The 20443-nt window shown below is 56.0% G+C and carries 17 protein-coding genes; 4 read left to right on the top strand and 13 right to left on the bottom strand.

Annotated features, from left to right (window positions below; all coding sequences use genetic code 11):
• Nucleotides 1-136: 136 nt before the first annotated feature.
• The 3 genes from I6J23_RS07885 to mqo form a co-directional block, all read right to left on the bottom strand.
• Complete coding sequence (locus tag I6J23_RS07885) at nt 137-985, bottom strand: vWA domain-containing protein (RefSeq protein ID WP_239454872.1); 849 nt, start codon at nt 983-985, stop codon at nt 137-139.
• A complete protein-coding gene (locus I6J23_RS07880) occupies nt 918-2093 on the bottom strand; it encodes an ATP-binding protein (protein ID WP_204581578.1) in 1176 nt (391 codons plus the stop codon). Before I6J23_RS07880 ends, I6J23_RS07885 begins: the two co-directional genes overlap by 68 nt.
• Before the next feature lie 138 nt (nt 2094-2231).
• A complete protein-coding gene (gene mqo / locus I6J23_RS07875; RefSeq protein WP_052292366.1) occupies nt 2232-3737 on the bottom strand; it encodes a malate dehydrogenase (quinone) in 1506 nt (501 codons plus the stop codon).
• A 402-nt stretch (nt 3738-4139) separates the two neighbouring features.
• Between mqo and mtr the strand changes: the two genes are divergently transcribed.
• Both mtr and I6J23_RS07865 read left to right on the top strand, forming a co-directional pair.
• Nucleotides 4140-5681 (top strand): mycothione reductase, encoded by a 1542-nt coding sequence (gene mtr / locus I6J23_RS07870; RefSeq protein WP_275431233.1) that lies wholly within the window; start codon nt 4140-4142, stop codon nt 5679-5681.
• 121 nt (nt 5682-5802) lie between these two features.
• Nucleotides 5803-7206 (top strand): MFS transporter, encoded by a 1404-nt coding sequence (locus I6J23_RS07865; RefSeq protein WP_204581577.1) that lies wholly within the window; start codon nt 5803-5805, stop codon nt 7204-7206.
• Here the strand turns inward: I6J23_RS07865 and I6J23_RS07860 are convergent.
• From I6J23_RS07860 to I6J23_RS07845, 4 genes are all read right to left on the bottom strand, one after another.
• Nucleotides 7203-8852 (bottom strand): cobyric acid synthase, encoded by a 1650-nt coding sequence (locus tag I6J23_RS07860; RefSeq protein ID WP_204581576.1) that lies wholly within the window; start codon nt 8850-8852, stop codon nt 7203-7205. The two genes, I6J23_RS07865 and I6J23_RS07860, sit on opposite strands and share 4 nt — an antisense overlap.
• Before the next feature lie 33 nt (nt 8853-8885).
• Complete coding sequence (gene map / locus I6J23_RS07855; protein WP_204581575.1) at nt 8886-9824, bottom strand: type I methionyl aminopeptidase; 939 nt, start codon at nt 9822-9824, stop codon at nt 8886-8888.
• Nucleotides 9825-9946: 122 nt separating this feature from the next.
• Nucleotides 9947-11824 (bottom strand): penicillin-binding transpeptidase domain-containing protein, encoded by a 1878-nt coding sequence (locus I6J23_RS07850; protein WP_204581574.1) that lies wholly within the window; start codon nt 11822-11824, stop codon nt 9947-9949.
• Between the two features lie 175 nt (nt 11825-11999).
• A complete protein-coding gene (locus I6J23_RS07845) occupies nt 12000-13286 on the bottom strand; it encodes a M50 family metallopeptidase (protein WP_204581573.1) in 1287 nt (428 codons plus the stop codon).
• 266 nt (nt 13287-13552) lie between these two features.
• Between I6J23_RS07845 and I6J23_RS07840 the strand changes: the two genes are divergently transcribed.
• Nucleotides 13553-13969 (top strand): DUF2631 domain-containing protein, encoded by a 417-nt coding sequence (locus I6J23_RS07840; protein WP_204581572.1) that lies wholly within the window; start codon nt 13553-13555, stop codon nt 13967-13969.
• 50 nt (nt 13970-14019) lie between these two features.
• On the opposite strand, the gene rlmN is transcribed toward I6J23_RS07840, so the two are convergent.
• Nucleotides 14020-15204, bottom strand: coding sequence for a 23S rRNA (adenine(2503)-C(2))-methyltransferase RlmN (gene rlmN, locus I6J23_RS07835; RefSeq protein WP_239454871.1), 1185 nt, complete (start codon nt 15202-15204; stop codon nt 14020-14022).
• Nucleotides 15205-15319: 115 nt separating this feature from the next.
• Between rlmN and I6J23_RS10745 the strand changes: the two genes are divergently transcribed.
• Nucleotides 15320-15889: a LapA family protein gene (locus I6J23_RS10745; protein WP_239454870.1), complete on the top strand. Its 570-nt coding sequence runs from the start codon at nt 15320-15322 to the stop codon at nt 15887-15889.
• A 20-nt stretch (nt 15890-15909) separates the two neighbouring features.
• On the opposite strand, the gene I6J23_RS07825 is transcribed toward I6J23_RS10745, so the two are convergent.
• From I6J23_RS07825 to rpsB, 5 genes are all read right to left on the bottom strand, one after another.
• Nucleotides 15910-16788: a phosphatidate cytidylyltransferase gene (locus I6J23_RS07825; RefSeq protein ID WP_204581571.1), complete on the bottom strand. Its 879-nt coding sequence runs from the start codon at nt 16786-16788 to the stop codon at nt 15910-15912.
• A 33-nt stretch (nt 16789-16821) separates the two neighbouring features.
• Entirely contained in the window at nt 16822-17379 is a 558-nt protein-coding gene (frr, locus tag I6J23_RS07820) for a ribosome recycling factor (protein WP_012731798.1), read from the bottom strand.
• Nucleotides 17380-17481: 102 nt separating this feature from the next.
• Entirely contained in the window at nt 17482-18246 is a 765-nt protein-coding gene (gene pyrH, locus I6J23_RS07815) for a UMP kinase (protein ID WP_204581570.1), read from the bottom strand.
• A gap of 304 nt (nt 18247-18550) precedes the next feature.
• Nucleotides 18551-19378 carry a translation elongation factor Ts gene (tsf, locus tag I6J23_RS07810; protein WP_204581569.1) on the bottom strand — a complete coding sequence of 276 codons (828 nt, stop codon included), beginning with the start codon at nt 19376-19378 and terminating at the stop codon, nt 18551-18553.
• Between the two features lie 33 nt (nt 19379-19411).
• A complete protein-coding gene (gene rpsB / locus I6J23_RS07805; RefSeq protein ID WP_046202456.1) occupies nt 19412-20272 on the bottom strand; it encodes a 30S ribosomal protein S2 in 861 nt (286 codons plus the stop codon).
• Between the last annotated feature and the right edge of the window lie 171 nt (nt 20273-20443).

The following is a 20443-nucleotide window of genomic DNA, read 5'->3' as shown; positions in this document are numbered from 1 at the left end:
GTCGTCTTTCTCCTCGGTGACTGTCGTTGCCTGTGCTCCATCAACGCGCCTGACCAGGGCTTTCACAATCTAGTCTGCGAGCGTGCGTCTATGCAATTATCGCTGCGTCTACTCGGAGCTGAGCAGAGTCGTCGCTTTAGCTCACCGTCTTGATGACTCCACCTAGGTTATCGGCCGACAACTCATCTAACCGAACACACGGGGCATGGAGGTTCGCTGCTAGTCGTGATGCTAAACCTAATCGCACCCGGCCTGGGCGTTCACAATCGATGACAACGCTCCCTACAAGCCCTCGGCGAGCGATACGACGAGCTGCTACCTCGGCAGCAGCCAGACCACCTTTGCCATTTGCGCGTCCGTCCGACAGACACATGAGGATAGCTCTACGGCCAGGCTCGCGATAATGCTCGCGGGTAATTAGCTCATAAGCTTTATCGAGCCCGGCGGCCAACGGGGTACGTCCACCTATTTTGACATCGGCTAAACGACGAGCAGCGATCGTGATCGACCGTGTAGGCGGAAGAACGACTGTTGCTTCTGACCCATGGATAGTGATCACGGCGACCTTGTCGCGGCGCTGGTAAGCGTCGGTTAGCATCGACATAATCGCTCCTGTCACAGCTGAGAGACGGTCGCGTGCTGCCATCGACCCCGAGGCATCGACGAGGAACACGACGAGGTTTGCTTCCGATCCACGACGAACGCTTCCGCGCACGTCATTCGATTCCAGAGGAACACGGTGAGTGTGATTGTCGATCCGCGCTCCACGATCTGCCGCGGCGAGGACCGTCCCCACGACGTTGAAACCGTGACCGTCTCGTACTGCTCGGATAGTTGAGCCGTGCGCTGAGATGGCATGCGATCGTCGCCCCAGCGCGGTGGATTCGACCTGGCCTAACTTCTGAAGCTGAACAAGCCTAGCGACGAAAGGGCGCGCCCTGGGCGGCGCGGCCTCCTTCCTGCGGTGCCGGACCGCGGTTGTCATCGTTATCTGCATCGGACTTGTTCTGCTGCGGTGTGGGCTGCTCAGCGCTGGGGTCAGGGGTCTCATCCGAGTGGCCATCGTCGCTGGTGGGGTCGTCGACATCGTTAGTATCGACGTCACCATCACTGTCCTCGGTGTTGTCCGGCGCGGAGTCGTCATCCGGTTCATCGGGGACCTCGTCACGTGCGCGGTCCAACGCTTCGTCGAGCTCGTCGTCGCTGATATCAGGGGAATCGAAGGGGTCCCGACGTCGGTGCGGGAGCGCCAACTCGGCCGCGACTTTAATGTCCGAGTCCTTGATCGTTGTCCGGCCTTCCCAGGCAGCATGGGCGGCGGCGGCACGGGCAATCACGAGGTCTGCGCGCATGCCATCGACATCAAAAGATGCACAGATGGATGCGATTCGCCCCAAGACGACGTCGGTGAGTTCTACTCCTGTCACACGCTCTTTAGCAGCGACAATGCGCGTTGCGATGTCCCTCTCGGCATCGGCCCACTGCTCGAGGAATTCCTCGGGGTTCTCATCGAAGGCCAAGCGCCGGCGCATTACTTCCGTCCGCGACTTCGTGTCACGCGGCGCGGAAACGTCGACAGCCAAACCAAACCGGTCCAAGAGCTGGGGGCGCAACTCCCCTTCTTCCGGGTTCATCGTGCCGACGAGGACAAAGTCGGTGTCCTCAGTGTGGGACACTGCGTCGCGTTCGATGCTGATATGGCCAGTTGCGGCAGCGTCGAGAATGATATCGACTAAATGGTCCGCCAGCAGGTTGATTTCATCGACATACAGCACTCCCCCGTTTGCTTCACTGAGCAAGCCGGGCTGGTATTCAGCATGGCCTGTTGTCAGAACACGCTCGACATCAATAGAGCCCACCACACGGTCTTCTGTTGCACCCAACGGGAGGTTAACAACCTTCGCCTTCGGGTCCGGAAGCATCCGGGAGAAAGCGCGAACTGTCGTCGTCTTAGCCGTGCCTTTTTCGCCTCTAACAACGACACCGCCGATGCGGGGAGAAATAGCGGTCAAGATCAGCGCTAATTTCAGTTGGTCCTGCCCAACCACGGCACTGAAGGGGAAAAGCGAAACGCTGTGTGACGAAGGCAACATACTTCCTACTCTAGAGGCTTCCTACCGTGAACGGTTTACCGCCACTGATAATAAACACCAGGATGCGACAAGTGAAAGACACGAGAAAACGGCCCGGAACCGAACATTCACCGATTCCAGGCCGTGCTCAATAGCCGTTTAGGATTCCAGCTGCAACGCCTTCTGCGAACGATCCCACTGCTCATGGAACAGATCGGTGTGACGCGACATCAACTTGCCGTACGATGGCACCATTTCCTTGATCTTCGGCGCCCACTCGATCATCTTGCTGCCGAAGCACCGCTCCAGCAGTTCGATCATTGCCGACGGAGCGATCGAAGCTCCCGGCGAAGCACCCATCAAACCGGCGATGGAACCGTCGTTGCTCGAGATCACCGCGGTTCCGAACTCCAAGGAACCAAACTTCGGCGCACCAATCGGCTTGATGACCTGAACACGCTGACCAGCGGTAACCAGCTCCCAGTCCTCGGCACGTGCCGACGGCATGTATTCACGGAGCGACTCCACACGAGCGGTCTGGTTCTTCAACACCTCTTCCACGAGGTAACGGGTGAGGCCGAATTCCTGAAGGCCGACGCCGACCAGCGACGCGATATTCCCCGGACGCAGCGACTTCGGTAGGTCCAAGAAGCTGCCCTTCTTAAGGAACTTCGGTGTCCAGCCAGCGTAGGGGCCGAACAAAAGGCCACGCTTCCCGTCGATAATGCGGGTATCCAAGTGCGGCACCGACATCGGGGGAGCACCCACGGACGCCTTGCCATACACCTTCGCAGCGTGCTGCTTGATCAAGTCCTCGTTGGTGCAGCGCAACCAGGCACCGGACACAGGGAAACCACCGTAGCCCTTAATTTCTGGGATACCGGCTTTCTCCAGGAGCGGCAGGGCCATTCCGCCCGCACCGACGAATACGAAGTTTGCGGTAATGACCGACGTGTCCCCGGTGTGAAGGTTCTTCGAGGTCACCTTCCAGTGACTGCCCTCTCGAGAGATGTTTTGAACCTCATTGCCATACCGGATTTCGACGCCATTCTGGGTGACGTAGTCAATATATTGGCGAGTCAGAGCACCGAAGTTAATATCCGTGCCCTCGTTGGTCCACGAAATCGCCACTGGTTCCGTGTAGTCACGGCCGCGCGCCATCAGGGGGAGTTTTTCAGCGAACTTTTCGTTGTCATCCGTGAAATGCATCCCCGGGAACAAGGGGTGCTTGCTGAGAACATCAAAACGCTTACGGAGGAAACGGACCTGCTCACCGCTGTGCCCGAACGACATGTGGGGGCACTTGTTAATGAACTCACGCGGATTGCCGAGCTTATTTTCCTCAATGAGGTAGCTCCAGAATTGGCGAGAGATCTGGAACTTCTCGTTCACACTCACCGCTTTTGTAATGTCAATGTCGCCATTGACTTCCTGCGTGTAGTTCAGTTCACATAGCGCCGAGTGGCCAGTGCCAGCATTATTCCATGGTGACGACGACTCCCCCGCCGGAATATCAAGACGCTCCAGGATCACCTGATCCCAATCCGGTTGAAGCTCTTTGAGCAAAGTACTTAGCGTAGAGCTGATAATTCCGGCACCGATGAGCACAACATCGGTATCGGTGCCTTTTCCTACGCGATCAGTGGATTCTGACACGATTTTCATCATCCTTCGAAACGCCACGAACCAACGCGACGCCAGTAAGAGAAGCGAGTTGTTATTCGTTCTGGTCTGTCATAGTGCGCAAAACGGCCCGCAGCCAATTGCTATGGCGACCCGTCACGGCCAAAAACCATGAATCGTGGGTCGATCCCAAGGCGGAACCATCCCACCGTCTGAGAGTACCCGGCGCCACGGACAGGCACGGCATAACCGTCGTGGAAAGCCCAACATAATGACCATTTACATATCACCGGCACCCTTAAACGGGGGAAGCCCAAAGCTGTCACCGATGACGCCCGGTGGGAACAGGACTCGCCTCTGCGGTGTTAGTCGAAATGTAGACTCACGTGCGCATGATAAAGCGACGGCATCATTCGCATGTTATCGACATAGAAAGGACGTTCAATGGCTCCAACCTCGACGGCTGAGCGCAATAATCCTGTTATCCCTCAACCCGTCCACAATGGCCCCGAAGCACCGACGCGGCACTATGACCTCATGATTATCGGAACGGGATCAGGGAATATGATCCCGGGGCCTGAGTTCGGTGATAAGCGGATAGCCATCGTCGAAAAGGGCACGTTCGGGGGGACGTGCCTTAACGTCGGCTGTATTCCCACCAAGATGTATGTCTATGCGGCCGATATTGCGGAGGCTGCGCGGGAATCCGAACGGTACGGGGTGCATGCTCACGTTGACGGGGTCGATTGGCCCGCCATCGTGCGTCGTATTTTTGAACGCCGTATCGACCCCATTGCGCGCGGTGGCGAAGAATACCGCCGTGGCGATGAGAACCCGACAGTGGACGTCTACGACCAGTTCGCCCGTTTTATCGGACCACGAACCCTGGCAACCGGACAAGGTGATCAGCCTGTCACGATCACAGCGGATCGTATTATCGTGGCGGCAGGTTCGCGGCCATTCATCCCATCCGTCATTACGGATTCGGATGTGGCCTACCACACGAATGAAGATATCCTCCGGATCCCTGATCTCCCCTCATCAATGATCATCCTTGGTGGTGGAGTTATCGCCGCCGAGTTTGCCCACGTCTTCGGTGCGCTCGGGGTGGACGTGACCGTCATCAACCGGTCGCCTCATTTGCTCAAGCGGTTCGAGGCAGACATTTCGGAGCGCTTCACTGAGATCGCGTCCGAGCGCTGGACTACATACCTTGGCCGCACCGTCACCAAGGCGGAAAGAAAGAAAGAAAGCGCCGACGGAGTCACCCTAACTCTCGACGACGGCACCACAGTCAGCGCTGAGATGCTTCTCGTCGCCATGGGACGAACCCCCAACGGCGATCTCCTCAACGTCACTGAAGCCGGCATGGACCTCGATGATGGAGGAAGAATAGTCGTCAATGCGTACGGCGAAACCACTGCTCCCGGTGTGTGGGCGCTTGGCGATGTGTCGTCGCCGTATCAACTGAAGCACGTGGCCAATCACGAGGCGAAGGTCGTCAAGCACAATGTTTTGCTTGATATGGGGCTGTTGAAGAGCCCTGACGAAGCACGAGCCGGCATGGGAGAGATAGCCACGAGCGGCCCCGATGCTGGCAAACAAGCCTTCCACCACACATATGTTCCTGCAGGAGTGTTTACCCACCCGCAGATCGCAACCGTCGGTATGACGGAGGACGAAGCGCGGAACTGGGCGGACGAGAATGACACGACCGTGGCCGTGAAAACGCAGAATTATGGTGATGTGGCCTATGGCTGGGCGATGGAAGATAGCACCGGGTTTGTGAAACTCATTGCTGATACGACGAGCAAACAGTTGCTTGGTGCCCACATCATCGGCCCACAAGCCACAACTTTGATCCACCAATTCATAACCATGATGGAGCAGAAACTCACCGTCCCTGAGGTGGCCGAGGGTCAGTATTGGATCCACCCGGCGCTGTCGGAGGTCAATGAAAATGCTCTCCTGGGGCTGGGGTTATAGTCACGCATGTGTAGCCCTACTGGAGTCCCGCAGTGGGACGAGTGGCCCTACCCGCCCATCGTCGTATATAAACAGGTGGTCAATTGGCGAAAGAGAAAGTGTAGAGGTAACTGCTCAATCTATGGCTGGAAATAGGTTTGCCCTCAAGGAGTCGACGTCAGACGCCCAGGAAGGCCTACTCTCATCGCAGTATCGTGCGCTCACGGTCGGGATGATCACGCTCATTACCATTGCTGCGTTTGACCAGACGGCAGTGATGTCCGTCATGCCCACCATCACCTCAAGTCTGGGAGCACCAGGGGGCACCGCATATACGTTGACATTCACCGTGGCGACCGCAGCATCGATTTTCGCCATGGTAGCTGGCGGGATGCTCGCTGACTCCCGCGGAGCAATGAGAACACTACGCGGGTCCGGTCTCGTCTTTGTGGCAGGTCTGATACTCGCTGTTGTCACTCCGACAATGCCGATCTTCCTGGTCGCACGCGTGCTTCAGGGGCTCGGCGGGGGTGCCATCGTGGTGGCGATCTATGCGATTATCGCCGTCATCTACCCCTCCCAGCTGCAGACGAAAATGTTCGCGGCGCTGGCTGGTGCGTGGGTGATACCGACACTCGTTGGACCTGGAGTTGCGGGGATCATTACCGAAAGTCTCAGCTGGCATTGGCTTTTTGGCATTTCAGCTGTGGCGTCGATCATCGTGTTCCCTCTCCTCCCCCGCGCGGCCACGCCATTAACGCGTGAGACCGAACATCGCAATGCAACGAAGATGCTCATTGCGGCGCTCATTATCGCGATTGCGTCCTATCCGCTCTCGATTTCGGGTGATTTCTCAGCGTGGGGTGTTCTCGTCTTCCTCCTTGCTACGGGAGTGACTGCTGTCGCGATTCGTCCGCTCGTGCCCGCCGGTACATTCCGCGCCGCAGGTGATGTTCCGTCGATGGTTCTTCTGCGATTTCTTTTCGACGCTTTCTTCGGGCTCGAGGCGCTCATCCCTCTGCTTCTGGCACGTCGTGATGGATTGCCGCCAACGCTGACCGGGCTAGCGCTAACGGGCACGGGGATCACCTGGTTTATCGGATCGCAAGTGCAGTCGAGCGCCAAACCACGGTCGCTACCCGTGACGTTGTGGATTTCCGCTGTGGTCATGGGTGTCGGCGCCGCCGGTGTCGGTATTAGCAGCGCATCAGGGGCGCATTGGGCGTGGATAACAGCGTTTTGGACGGTGACCGGGTTTGGTGTGGGATACAGCTATCCCCGAATCAACTCGGCAGCGTTGAGCTTGTCCCCGGCTGAAAGAGCCGGTTTTATGGGGTCTGCGCTGCAGGTATCAGGCATGACCGGGATGACGATGTCAGTCTCCGCAGCAACTCTTATTCACACCCTCGTACCTCTATCCACAGGAGGGGCCTTCGGCGTCGTATACGCGGTCGCAGTTCTTTCACCTGTATTCATCGCAGTCATCGGACGAAGGTGCGGACATATTGACGACGTAGCACGGAATAACGTCAGTAACGCCCCCTAGGTTGTCGCGATTCTCAGTCGTTCGGGCCAATCTTTCCCCAAGGCTGCGTCCACGGCGTCGGCTAAACGGTCGACTTGTTCAGCGCGAGCATCATGGAAACTGACGTGTCCGGGAACGAATCCAGATAGGCCACGTGTCCGGGCAACGTCACGAAGGAACTGACGCCGAAAAGAATCGACCTCTAGCTGTCCGTGCCGGTGTGTGCCCCACACGGCATTTTCGTGTGCCCCCTCGTACCGTGCTGCGGTGCCGGCATTGTTGCCTGACTCAACGAGTGTGCCTGAGTCCTGGTTGTCTGGGTCTTCACCGGCTGAAAGTGGCCCGATCCACCCTGGGCAGTTTTGACGGACAACTCGACCATGATGGATCTCAAATGCTGTTCCGTAATTAGCCAGTGTTTTTTCGGGGAAAAACTGGATATCAATGTCCAGGAAATCGAAGCCTGCGATGGGTTCGGAGTGGCCGGACTCGACGGGGTCCGTAATGGAGTGACAGAGCATCTGAAATCCGCCACATATTCCTAGAATTGGTCGACCGGCACGGTAACGTTCTTGAAGCTGAGATCCTGCTGTATTCTTCAACCACTCTAAGTCGTGGATAGTGGACTTTGAGCCCGGAATGACCACTAGATCCGCCGAGGCGATAGCCGCCGGAGAAGTGGTCCATTCCACATCAACGCCAGGTTCGCATGACAGCGCTTCAATATCGGTGCTATTGGAGACCCGAGGTAGGCGAACTGCAGCTACCCGGATGGTGTCGGTCCCAATAGGCGGACGTCCCGGGCCCACTCGCCCACTCGCACCCGATAGAGAATCTTCAGCATCTATCCACAGGCCCTCAATGAATGGGATGACACCGAGTGTCGGTACGCCCGTTCGACGCGTGATCTCGTCCAATCCAGGCTGGAGGATGCCGACGTCCCCACGGAACTTGTTGACAATGAAACCTTGGAACCGGTCGCGATCAGTGGGGTCGAGAATGTAGTAAGTGCCAAAAAAGTGTGCGAGAACACCGCCGCGGTCGATATCACCGACAAGGACAACAGGGAGATCCGCTGCTTCCGCCAACCCCATGTTCGCGATATCCGTGTGACGGAGGTTGATTTCTGCTGGGGAACCGGCTCCTTCACAAATAACTACATCATAGTCGCGGCGGAGCGATTCTAAGGCCTGAGCGCTGACCTGGCGCAGGTGCGTGCGGTGTTCAATGTAGTCTCGGGCGCCGACGGTACCGGTTGCTACTCCGCGGAGGACTAATTGGCTTCGACGATCTGCTTCCGGCTTAAGCAAAACTGGGTTCATATCAACGCTCGGAGTCACTCCGGCCGCAAAAGCCTGCAGTGCCTGGGCCCGACCGATTTCCCCTGCGATGAGATGGGTCCTGTTCTTATGGCGGGAAGTTGGGGTTAAGAGCTCCGTCTCCCCTTGGGCCGAGTCGCCCCCGTCAGCGGAATAATCGGTCGCTAACACGACGGCCGAATTATTCGACATGTTCTGCGCCTTGAAAGGCGCGACACGGTAACCACGGCGTGCCAATGACCGGCACATGCCAGCAACGACAACCGATTTGCCAGCATCTGAGGTACACCCGGTCACCAAAAGTGCCGGGGCTACGCCGAGATCGGCCTGTTCATAGTCAGAATTCATGGGTAGTTAAATCGAACCACGCACAGTCGGTTCTCATGCTTCGTCGATAGAGAAGTCTGGCTGAGTCAAAATCTCAACGCCGTCCTCGGTCACGACCAGGGTGTGCTCAAACTGTGCAGTCCAGTTCCCTGGTTGAGTTAGTTGGACAGTCCAATCATCATCCCACACACGGTAATCAAGGTTCTCCGTTTGTGTGATCATTGGTTCAATAGTGAAGGTCATCCCCGGTTCCATAATGTCATCCGGCCACGATGCATCGTAATGCAAAATGACAAGTCCATTGTGAAATGTCGTTCCGATGCCGTGACCAGTAAAATCACGCACTACGCCATAACCAAAACGACGGGCGTACGACTCAATCACGCGACCAATCATGTTCACAGGCCGTCCCGGTTTACACGCTTTAATAGCCCGGTACATGCTTTCTTCTGTGACCTTGACCAGCTTTTTATGTTCGTCAGAGACATTCCCCGCCAGGAATGTCGCATTGGTGTCACCATGAACCCCATTTTTAAATGCCGTGACATCAATATTCACAATGTCGCCGTCCTGCACGACGGTGGTGTCAGGAATTCCATGACACACAATCTCATTGAGGCTTATGCAACTAGCTTTCGGGTAACCCCGGTAATGCAAACAAGACGGATAGGCATCGTGCTCAATGAAGTAATCGTGAACAATACGATCCAACTCATCCGTCGTCACTCCCGGTTCAACTGCTTCCCCTGCCTTGTGCAGAGCGTTTGCCGCGATAACACTCACTTCGCGCATCCGCTCAATGTTCTCGGGAGTCTGGATGAGGGGTTCCCCAATCCCCTCTTGGGGATCTTTGCCACTGTTAACGTATTCAGGACGCGGGATATGAGCGGGGACGTGCCGGATAGGAGTGGCATGCCCGGGCTTTAGTGGTGCGCGATCGCCATCATGCCCCACTACAGATGTGTGAGATTTCTTTGCTGAACCGTTAATCATGACCACATCGTAGCGCGGTCTATCAAGCACGCCGATGCCAGCGCGTCCTCGGGCTCGCCATCAGCAGTTTTTTCGCACACCGGCCCGTGTTTAATTCGTGTTTTATTCGTCGCCTGGAGTTCTTAGTCATCGCCACCCAGGTTCTGGAAGAAGGACTGAGTGATGGCAACCGAGTGTTCTGACCCGCCACCCATGGGGATAAGAGTGGCGAAGGCGAGATCGCCCCGATATCCAGCGAACCAGGCATGTGATCCCTCAGAGACTTCAGCTTCACCGGTCTTGCCGAAAACATCGCCCTGATCTGCGATCGCACGAGCCGTACCTGATGTCACGACGGCTCGCATCATTCCGCGCAATTTATCGATGGTGGGAGGATCAATCGTCGGCACGTTGGTGTTCTTAACCGTCGTTTTGTGGGATTCGATCAAGGTAGGAGTCGGAGTTTTTCCTGCTGCGGCGGTGGCAGCAACAAGAGCCATGCCGAACGGGCTAGCCAAGTCTTTCCCCTGGCCGAAACCGCCTTCCACACGATCAACCAGCTCATCAGCCTGTGGCACTTGTCCTGTCAAGGTGTCCAACCCGTCAATCTTGTAGTCTTGCCCAATGCCGAACTGTTGGGCAGTGGATTTTAATTCACCCGGTTTCAACTTGCTGGACACGTCCGCAAAAGTGGTGTTGCACGATTGAGCAAACGCCTTTGTCAAGGAGACATTGCCCAAACTGAAATCGTTGTAATTGTGCACAACACGGCTACCAATTTCCATCGTTCCCGGGCACTGCACAGTGGAATCCGGTGTGACCAATCCCTGCTGCATCCCCGCCGTTGCTGTTACCATCTTGAAAGTTGATCCAGGGGGGAACAAACCCGTCAGAGCCAGATCACCTTTTTTATCAGCATTGGCCGTCTGAGCAACGGCGAGTACCTCACCCGTCGACGGGCGAATCACGACCATCATCGCTTCGGTGTCCGCACGGGTATCCACGGCTTTTTGGGCGGCCTCCTGCACCCGCTTGCTCAAACTGATCTTGACCGACTGAGCGGGAGTTGGTTGCTGCTCTTCCAGGCTCTTAATGATAGCCCCATTGGGGTTTACAGAGGCCACTTGCCACCCATTTTTCCCATCGAGTTCGTCATTCACTATCGACGACACCCTGCTCAGAATGTCAGGCGCAAACGTCGGGTCGGGACGGACCAGAGCCGGTTCTTCATTGAGAGTGACTCCCTCCACGGATTTGAGTGCTTCAACGACGTCGTGCGCACGTGAGGGCACCATCGCAACGGAGTAATCACCATTGACGTTTTTCACAGATTGATGGACGGCAGAAGGGTCAATCGTCGGAACCGCTGCGTCTCCCGCGTGGCCGTCTTTGAGAATGGACGCGAGATGATTGATGGTCGCCGAGTCATGCTTGTTGAGAAGTACGCGGAATTGGGTTCCCGGTTCGAGTAGTACCTGGCCATCCGAACCAATAACGGGCGCGCGATCCGCCTGGAGAGACCGCAGCTCTAAATGCTGATCAGAGCCAAGGTCGGGATGGATAACCGCAGGCTTCCACCGCACTTTCCACGCTTGGTTCGTTTTAGCGAACGTGGCCTTAGCGTCGTATGAGAGTGAACGATTTTTCGGCAAGGTCCAGTCATAGTGATAAGTAGCTACGGACACGTCCCCGGACGAGGAGAAATCTTTCAAGCTGACTTTCAGGTCCTGCGCCTGTAATCCCTTCCACGAATCCGTGATGCTTGCCTGTGCTGCCGATTTATTGTCCGTCGTATCGGCTGCCTTGTCGACGTGGTCATTGGGCTCATCATCGCTAGCATCCCCGTCTTTGTCCTGGGATGAGGCCATCGCGCTTAGTTGCTTGGCGAAATCAGTTGCGGCTTCGCGCGCTCCAGCTGGTTTTGGTGTACATGCGCTTAAGGCCGCCAAGGCGGTGACCGAAGCCACTGCCAGTATCTTCTTTCCGCCATGTCCGTACCGACGAAGCCTCACGCGCTGCATGGTACGAAACCTAGCAGCGTTCAGCGGCCTCTCGGCTACGACCCGCCGACATTTTTACGCCGGGTTACAGAGTGGGTGTGCATCGGGAGCCGTGTGGTCCTCGAGGCGCAGGAAACGTCGAAAATAAGTGATATTACAAACGAGCGCTATCGGAATCGGGCCATACCACCGGCTCTTAGCCGAAAAGTCTGATGGGGTTAACAACATCCGCCACAATAACCAGTGCACCAAAACCGAATAAGAGGACGAAGACGGCAACGGTCAGCGGCATCAATTTCGTGTAATCGGCGGGCCCTAATGGCGCTACACCGCGAAGCCGTCGCACCATGTCGCGGAGTTTCTCCCAGATCGTGACGGCTACATGACCACCATCTAAAGGAGGCAAGGGGACGAGGTTAAACAATGCGAGGAAAAAGTTCAGGCTAGCCAGGAGAAGGAAGAATGACGACCACTGATCGTGTTTGACCAAGTCGCCACCTGCCACAGAGGCCCCAACGACGCTCATCGGCGAGCTTTCGCTGCGCTCACCACCGCCTATCGATCTGACCACTCCCGGAACTGATGCCGGCAATTTCGCCAGGCCGACAACCGATTGCCCGATCATGTAACCGGAATAATGCAAGGAGCCCGGGATAGCGGAGAGTGCGTTGTACTGCGAATACATATTGTTGGGACGCTGCCAGGTCATCCCGATAGCGCCAACAGTCACCGTCTTGCCCTGCGTGGTCTCCCGCTGAACACGCTGGATAATGACATCAACCGTTCGTGTTTCCCCGTTGCGCTCCACAACAACGGGAACGGTGGGGTCATGGTCATCACTTGCATGGTCATGTCCGATCTTTTGAACGACATCGCCCATCGTCGTGAAGTCTGGAGTGTCGTGACCGTCAACCTTGGTGATCGTATCTCCCTGACGGATTCCGGCCTTCCCCGCAGGGCCGGGACCGCTACAGTCAGTCGCCGAAGAATCGGAGGACGAACTATTCGTAGACGCTGATTGCGGAACACACTGTGTAGAGCCGACTTTGGCTGACAAATCGACGTTCGGATTGGGAAGCCCCCACGCGACGGCCACGAAGTACATCACAACGACACCGATCAGCAGGTTCATCATGATACCCCCCAGCAGCACGATGAGGCGCTGCCACACCGGCCGTTTGACCATGGAAAATGGCTCGTCTTCTGGGGCGACTTCATCGATCGCTGTCATCCCGGCGACATCGCAAAAACCACCGAAGGGAACAGCTTTAAGGCCATATTCCGTCATGAGGGGATGCCCAGCTGCTGCCGACGTCTTCTTCTCCTTCCGACGGAAGGAAAAGAGCGTTGGGCCAAAACCGATAAAGTATCGACGCACGCGCATCCCGCAAGCGCGTGCGGAAACCATGTGGCCACATTCATGCAGCGCGATGGTCAGAACGATCCCCAAGGCGAATAGAACAAGCCCCACGATGAAACTCATGAGGGCCAACCCTACCGCGTTCCACGAAAGAACGCTGCTATGTGCAGACCACACCGGCTTTTCACAGAATTACCACCAACAGGGTGTATTAGTCTTGGTCGAGGCACTACCCCACTATGGCTGAGAATTAATTTGAGGTAATGTAAACGACAGCAGTGTGACTGAAACGTCGACAAAAATACCCCACTGGTCCCGCGGAATCGCACCGGACACATGCATCAGACGTGGATCGTCACTGTTCCGGCAGAGCTAGAGGAGAGGTTCTCGTGTCTGAGACGAAAGACAAAGTATACGACGGCGTATCGACAAAGGACGAGCCATCCGCATTCTGGGGTTGGCATGATCTAGGCCGGCGCCCGGTCATTATCGCCGGCATAGTTGGCGGCCTTTTCCTCTTGTTCATGCTTGTCGGTAATCACAAGGGCCATGTCGAAGATATTTTCCTCATCGCAACCGCTGCCCTGTGCTTCGTCGGAGCATTGCTGATCGCTCTGCGTCCCAAGCTCAATCAAGTTCGGACCGTAACCGCCCACAATAAGGCAGCGGACTACGTTGAGCGCGACTGGGCTGCTGATCAGCTCAACCTCCATGGAGCATATTCTGACCTTTCCGACTCTCAGTTGCGTTCACTCAACATTGACCCGGCGACGTTGAAGGGGCAGCGCGCCGTCCAGGGGAACTAACTAATACAAAATCAGTTGCCGGGTCGCATCCCCCGGCCTCTGGCCCAGTTTTACGCAGTCTTTTCTTCCGCAGCTAGCTGTCCGCAGGCTGCGGCAATTTCTTGTCCGCGGGTATCACGTACGGTGCACTCGACACCTTGTGCTTTCACTCGTCGGACAAATTCATGTTGTTGCTGCTTTGTTGACGCATCCCAAATAGACCCAGGCGTCGGGTTCAGCGGAATCACATTCACATGGACCTTGGAATGGAGCGCTTTCCTCAACTTCCTACCTAAGAGGTCCGCACGCCACCCCTGGTCATTAACGTCACGGATGAGCGCGTACTCGATAGAGACTCGGCGCCCAGACCGATCCGCATAATACGCAGCAGCATCCAAGACCTCCTCCACTGACCACCTATTGTTGACGGGGACAAGGCTATCGCGGAGCTCATCATCAGGCGTGTGTAGCGACACCGCCAGCGTAACAGAGAGGCCTTCATCGGCGAATCGGCGTATTGCTGGTGCAAGCCCTACCGACGACACCGTCACGTTTCGCTGAGACAAACCAAATCCCCGTGGCGAGGGGTCGGTAATCTGTCGAACAGCACTGACGACGCGTTTATAGTTCGCCAGCGGCTCGCCCATTCCCATGAAAACCACGTTAGACAGGCGCCCTTTGCCACCAGCAACGTCGCCTCTGCTCATCGCGGCCGCGGCGGCACGAACTTGGTCTACTATCTCCCCCGTCGACAGGTTACGATGCAAACCGCCTTGGCCGGTTGCACAAAACGGGCAGGCCATGCCGCACCCTGCTTGGGAAGAAATACATAAGGTGGCTCGGCCCGGGTATCGCATCAGGACCGACTCGAGCAAGGTGCCATCATGCAACTTCCACAATGTCTTTCGCGTCATACCCTGGTCACACGAAATATTGCGGACCTCAGTCATAAGTTCGGGAAAAAGAGCTTTCTGAACCGGCTCACGCGACGCAGCCGGCAAGTCCGTCATTGTCTCAGGAGATGCCTCAAATCGGCCATAATAATGCCGGGCCAGTTGGTTCGCCCGGAAAGCCGGCAGCCCCAAGTCCTTCACGGCCTGTTTCTGCTGATCCACGGTCAGATCCGCGAAATGCGTTGGCGGTTTTCCACGGCGCGGAGCGGCAAATTTCAGCTGAGCTTTGTTATCGGCTCTATTGAGAGATTCGACGGGTTTGAGACCCAAATCGTTGTGTGTTTCTGAATGTGTTTCCGTCATTACTTATATTCTGCCTACGATACGAGAGGATAATCCAATCACAGCCCATCGGTGACCACAACGGTATGTCAGGGAACCGACGTGCCTATGGATGTTGAGGTATTGTTACGGAGCAATGAGTACATCACCAAAACCTAAGGACAACAAATCGACTCGGGCCGATAATGCGGTGGGTCGCCCACGTATGGACGGAAAAAGTGACACAGAGGCACGCACACCGAGCGTCGTTAGACCAACACCTGAGGGCGAGCGGAAAAAGGCCGAGCGCCAACAGCATGGCGAAGCTGCACGCAACCAGGATGCGCAGCAAGCTGAGCGAGCTCAGGGTAGCTCCACCCCTGTTAGTTCCTCCGATGATGAGCCACGTACCGAGCGTCGTCGTGTGAACAGAGAGGGAACTGACACCAATGCTGGCCCAATGAAGAATAAGACCGATGTCCAGGGCTCCGTTGCGGGAAGCACATGGGTAGCATTGAGTATCGGAATTGCTCTCCTAGTGCTTCTCCTAATTTTCATTATTCAGAACATGGAGTCTGTTACGCTAACAGTCTTTTTCTGGACGGTCTCGTTCCCGGCAGGTGTGGGTTTCCTCCTCGCTGCCATTATTGGAGCTGTCATTATGCTCTCTGTTGGTTCCGTTCGGATGATTCAGTTGCGACGACAAATCCACCAACTACGGAAATAAGGAAGCACGACGCGGATCAATCACATTTGGAGAACAGTAGCGATAATCCAGGTCATCGCCGCTGCAGGAAGCAGGCTATCCAACCGGTCCATGAGCCCGCCATGTTCAGGGAGAAGCCTCCCCATATCTTTAATTCCCAGATCTCGTTTGAATTGGGACTCAACGAGATCACCGAGCGTGGCGGCACAAGCAAGAAACAGGCCGACCACGATGCCCTCCCACGGGGGTCGGTGAAGCAAGAGCCAGGTGGTTATTACCCCAACAATGGCCGCAAAGACGAGGGAGCCTGCGAATCCTTCCCACGATTTCTTGGGGCTGACGGCCGGTGCAAGAGGATGTTTTCCGAAAAATACCCCAGCTGTAAACCCACCTACATCATTGGCAACAACGCACAAGATGAATGTCGCAATGAGGGCCCAGCCACGAAGACTTCCCTCGTTAAACAGGGTGAGATGTGCAGCGGCCGTCCCACATACTGAAATCCACGTCAAAACAAAGACGGCCACTGACATATCGCGAAGGTAATTCGTCGGTGGTCGGTTGGTTCCACGGTGGAATAATCGGGTGATCATAATCGCGCCGACGGACACAATGTAGCCCATCAGCATGCCCTTCGCCCCCCACGGCAACGACAACCACAGTATCAGCTGCCCACCAGCCAGCATGGACAGAACTGGGACATCGTAGTCATGCTCCTCGAGGCGGCGAGACACCTCAAGGGTTGCTAGTGGGATGATGACAGCTAAAAGCGGGTACCACGCGTGCGGGATGATGAGGCATCCGATGATTAAGGCCCCGAGTACGACGCCCACAATGATGGCTACAGGGACGTTACGCCCCGCGCTGTTGCGTGGGTGCGGCAGAGAACTGCCGTCGGAACCCCGCTCGCTTACCTTCATCGGCTATCCCCGAGCTTTCTATTGCAAGTTACGCTAGACTTCCATTAATTCTTTTTCTTTAGCCTCAATGAGCTTGTCCACCTGGGACACATACTCGTGGGTCGTCTTGTCCAATTCCTTCTCGGCGGCCTGGACCTCATCTTCTCCCGCTTCGCCGTCTTTCTGGATTCGCTTGAGCTCGTCCATTCCCTTCCGGCGAATGTTACGGATAGCGATACGCGCGTCCTCCCCTTTACTCTTAGCGAGCCGAACCATCTCTTTACGACGTTCCTCAGTTAGCTGCGGTACGGTGACACGCAAAACTTGACCGTCGTTGGTCGGATTGACGCCTAAATCCGAATTGCGAATAGCATTTTCAATGGCGTTCATAATGCTGGGCTCATATGGCTTGATCAGCAGCATTCGTGGTTCAGGGACGCTGATCGTTGCCATCTGCGTAATCGGCGTCATAACTCCGTAATACTCGGCTTGAACTCCATTAAACATCGACGGATTCGCGCGACCGGTACGAATCGTCGTGAGATCCTCACGAGCGTATTCCACCGACTGGGTCATACGCTCTTCGCTCTCTAGCAGTGTGTCATCGATCATGATGTGTACCTCGCAGTGTGTCGTAATAAACGCGGTGGCATGGGCGCAAGGGCTTCATGCCTTCGCTTCATTGGCTATGGCGTCTAACAAACTATGGCTGTATTAATCATTATCAGACGAACGGACCAGCGTGCCGATATTTTCGCCATTGACAGCCCTCGCAATATTTCCTTCAACGAGCAAATTGAAGACGAGGATCGGCATATTGTTGTCCATACATAGGCTGAAGGCTGTAGCGTCAGCCACCTTCAGTTTCTTGTCAAGGCATTCGCGCGGAGTGACTTCCGCATACATGGTGGCGTCCGGGTTTTTACGGGGATCGTCGTCATAGACTCCATCGACGGCTTTCGCCATCAATAGGACCTCACAGCCTATTTCCAGCGCCCTCTGGGCCGCTGTGGTATCCGTCGAGAAGTAAGGCATTCCCATGCCCGCACCGAAAATGACGACACGACCTTTCTCAAGGTGGCGGGTCGCGCGAAGAGGAAGATAGGGTTCTGCGATTTGTGCCATGTTGATCGCTGTCTGAACGCGGGTCTCAATTCCCTGCTTTTCCAAGAAGTCCTGGAGAGCCAGGCAATTCATCACAGTGCCGAGCATGCCCATATAGTCGGAACGCGATCTATCCATTCCCCGCTGGGACAACTGCGCTCCGCGGAAGAAGTTGCCACCCCCAATGACCACACAAATTTCAACTCCGTTGCGAGCAACTTCGGCGATCTGACGAGCAACATTGTCGACGACGTCGGGGTCAACTCCGACTTTGCCGCCGCCGAACATTTCACCGCCCAGCTTCAACATGACCCTCTTATATGGTGATCGATGAGGACCGTGTGCAGGTGAAATGGGGGCGTCATTCTGCGCCATTCTGGATGTCTCCTCATGAAGTTGAGTGTGCGACCCTACCTGAACCGACCAACGTGGACGCTGCCGCAAACAGCGAAGGGGCCAGTGGGTAACCCGTTCGGTTTTCCTCGTGACATCCTACCTGGCTCTCTGGACAAGAACACAACTTAACAGTTGGAGGGAGTGGGAGGAGGTAAATATCCCACCACTCGCCCACTATTCGAACACCGTTTCTGCCGGCAGGAAGCAAAAAACCTCGGTCTCGTTTCCTCATAGGTGGAAAAGAAACCGAGGTAGTGTCGCTCACCAGATGAAGCTAACTAGATTACTGCTGGCCAACTTCATAGCGACGGAAGCCGGTCAAGGTTACACCAGCCTCATCCATTAACTGCTTAACGGTCTTCTTGTGATCAGCGACGGAAGGCTGCTCCAGCAGCACAACGTCCTTGAAGAAGCCGTTGAGACGGCCTTCGACGATCTTCGGAAGAGCTTTCTCGGGCTTGCCTTCCTCACGAGAAGTCGCCTCCGCAATAGAGCGTTCTTTGTCGACGATGTCAGACGGAACGTCTTCGCGCTTCAGGTACTTGGCCTTCAACGCGGCAACCTGCATGGCAGCGTTGTGAGCTGCTTCCTTCGCTGCGTCGCCTTCACCTTCATACGCGACCAGGACGCCGACTGCTGGCGGGAGGTCTGCGGAACGGTGGTGCAGGTAAACAGCAACGTTGTCGCCGTCGATGGTGGTAGCACGACGGAGAGCCAGCTTCTCACCGATCTTGGCCGAGAAAGCCTGCAGGGCTTCCTCTGCCGGTGTGCCATCGACGTTGACAGAGGCCAGATCCTCGGGCGAGTTAGCCTTGGCCTCATCAGCGGCCTTAGCAACCTTGTCCGCGAATTCCTTGAACTCGGCGTTCTTAGCAACGAAGTCGGTCTCGGAGTTGACCTCGATCATGGTGTTGCCGGACACGGCGATGAGCCCTTCGGCAGCGGTGCGCTCTGCGCGCTTACCGACGTCTTTCGCGCCCTTGATGCGGAGGAATTCCACGGCTTTGTCGAAGTCGCCGTCAGCCTCCTCTAAAGCTTTCTTACAGGACATCATGCCTGCACCGGTGATCTCACGGAGCTTCTTGACATCAGCTGCAGTGTAATTCGCCATCAGCGATTCTCCTTCAGTATGTGAAAACGGGTCTTACTTTGACTCAGCTTCAGAGGATTCGGCTGCGGACTCATCACTGGAGGTCGCCGTCGTCTCAGATGCCGTAGACGCAGCATCGGAAGCCGCTTCTGCGCTCTCACCTTCGGAAGAAACAGGCGCATCGTTGTCGCCAGCAGCAGCCTTGGCCTCAGCCTGGGCGCGCTCGGCGCGAGCCTTCTTGCCGTCCTCAACGGCGGAGGCAATGACGCCAGTCAGCAGCGCAGCCGAACGGATAGCGTCGTCGTTACCCGGAATCGGGTAGTCAACGACGTCAGGATCGCAGTTCGTGTCCAGAATGGCCACGACAGGGATGTTCAGCTTTTGAGCCTCGGAGACAGCGATGTGTTCCTTGTTGGTGTCGACGATCCAGATCGCAGACGGAACCTTGTTCATGTCGGAGATACCGCCAAGAACGCGCTCGAGCTTCTGACGCTCGCGGGTCAGCATCAAGACTTCCTTCTTGGTGCGACCTTCGTAGCCGTTTTCCGCTGCGTCCATGGCCTGAAGTTCCTTCAGACGACCCAGGCGCTTGTGGACGGTTTGGAAGTTGGTGAGCATGCCGCCCAACCAGCGGTGGTTGACGTACGGCATACCAACGCGCTCGGCCTCGGTTGCAACTGCTTCCTGGGCCTGCTTCTTGGTACCGACGAAGAGGATGTTGCCGCCATGAGCAACAGTCTCTTTAACGAACTCGTAGGCAGAATCGATGTAGGTCAGTGTCTGCTGAAGATCAATGATGTAGATGCCGTTGCGTTCCGTGATGATGTAGCGCTTCATCTTCGGATTCCAACGACGGGTCTGGTGGCCAAAGTGGACACCGGCGTCAAGGAGCTGACGCATGGTTACAACAGCCATATATTTATTGGGAAGCACATTGGGGACGCTTAGGTGCTCGTTGTGCCAGGTGGTTTGTACCGATTCCCGGCGCGGAACACAGCGGTCCGGCTTCCCTCCTCGCTTTCTGCTCGGACGTAGTGGTTATTTCTTACATGTCAGCTTGACCAGCTGACGTGGTTGTGTGGGTTT

Source organism: Corynebacterium kroppenstedtii (assembly GCF_016894245.1).
Taxonomy (GTDB): domain Bacteria; phylum Actinomycetota; class Actinomycetes; order Mycobacteriales; family Mycobacteriaceae; genus Corynebacterium.
This window is presented reverse-complemented; position numbering and strand designations above follow the sequence as displayed.

What these genes read in the sequence shown, in the direction of transcription:
- I6J23_RS07885 (WP_239454872.1), bottom strand. Translation starts at nt 985, where the DNA reads ATGACAACCGCGGTCCGGCACCGCAGGAAGGAGGCCGCGCCGCCCAGG.
- I6J23_RS07880 (WP_204581578.1), bottom strand. Translation starts at nt 2,093, where the DNA reads ATGTTGCCTTCGTCACACAGCGTTTCGCTTTTCCCCTTCAGTGCCGTG.
- mqo (WP_052292366.1), bottom strand. Translation starts at nt 3,737, where the DNA reads ATGAAAATCGTGTCAGAATCCACTGATCGCGTAGGAAAAGGCACCGAT.
- mtr (WP_275431233.1), top strand. Translation starts at nt 4,140, where the DNA reads ATGGCTCCAACCTCGACGGCTGAGCGCAATAATCCTGTTATCCCTCAA.
- I6J23_RS07865 (WP_204581577.1), top strand. Translation starts at nt 5,803, where the DNA reads ATGGCTGGAAATAGGTTTGCCCTCAAGGAGTCGACGTCAGACGCCCAG.
- I6J23_RS07860 (WP_204581576.1), bottom strand. Translation starts at nt 8,852, where the DNA reads ATGAATTCTGACTATGAACAGGCCGATCTCGGCGTAGCCCCGGCACTT.
- map (WP_204581575.1), bottom strand. Translation starts at nt 9,824, where the DNA reads ATGATTAACGGTTCAGCAAAGAAATCTCACACATCTGTAGTGGGGCAT.
- I6J23_RS07850 (WP_204581574.1), bottom strand. Translation starts at nt 11,824, where the DNA reads ATGCAGCGCGTGAGGCTTCGTCGGTACGGACATGGCGGAAAGAAGATA.
- I6J23_RS07845 (WP_204581573.1), bottom strand. Translation starts at nt 13,286, where the DNA reads ATGAGTTTCATCGTGGGGCTTGTTCTATTCGCCTTGGGGATCGTTCTG.
- rlmN (WP_239454871.1), bottom strand. Translation starts at nt 15,204, where the DNA reads ATGACGGAAACACATTCAGAAACACACAACGATTTGGGTCTCAAACCC.
- I6J23_RS10745 (WP_239454870.1), top strand. Translation starts at nt 15,320, where the DNA reads ATGAGTACATCACCAAAACCTAAGGACAACAAATCGACTCGGGCCGAT.
- I6J23_RS07825 (WP_204581571.1), bottom strand. Translation starts at nt 16,788, where the DNA reads ATGAAGGTAAGCGAGCGGGGTTCCGACGGCAGTTCTCTGCCGCACCCA.
- frr (WP_012731798.1), bottom strand. Translation starts at nt 17,379, where the DNA reads ATGATCGATGACACACTGCTAGAGAGCGAAGAGCGTATGACCCAGTCG.
- pyrH (WP_204581570.1), bottom strand. Translation starts at nt 18,246, where the DNA reads ATGGCGCAGAATGACGCCCCCATTTCACCTGCACACGGTCCTCATCGA.
- tsf (WP_204581569.1), bottom strand. Translation starts at nt 19,378, where the DNA reads ATGGCGAATTACACTGCAGCTGATGTCAAGAAGCTCCGTGAGATCACC.
- rpsB (WP_046202456.1), bottom strand. Translation starts at nt 20,272, where the DNA reads ATGGCTGTTGTAACCATGCGTCAGCTCCTTGACGCCGGTGTCCACTTT.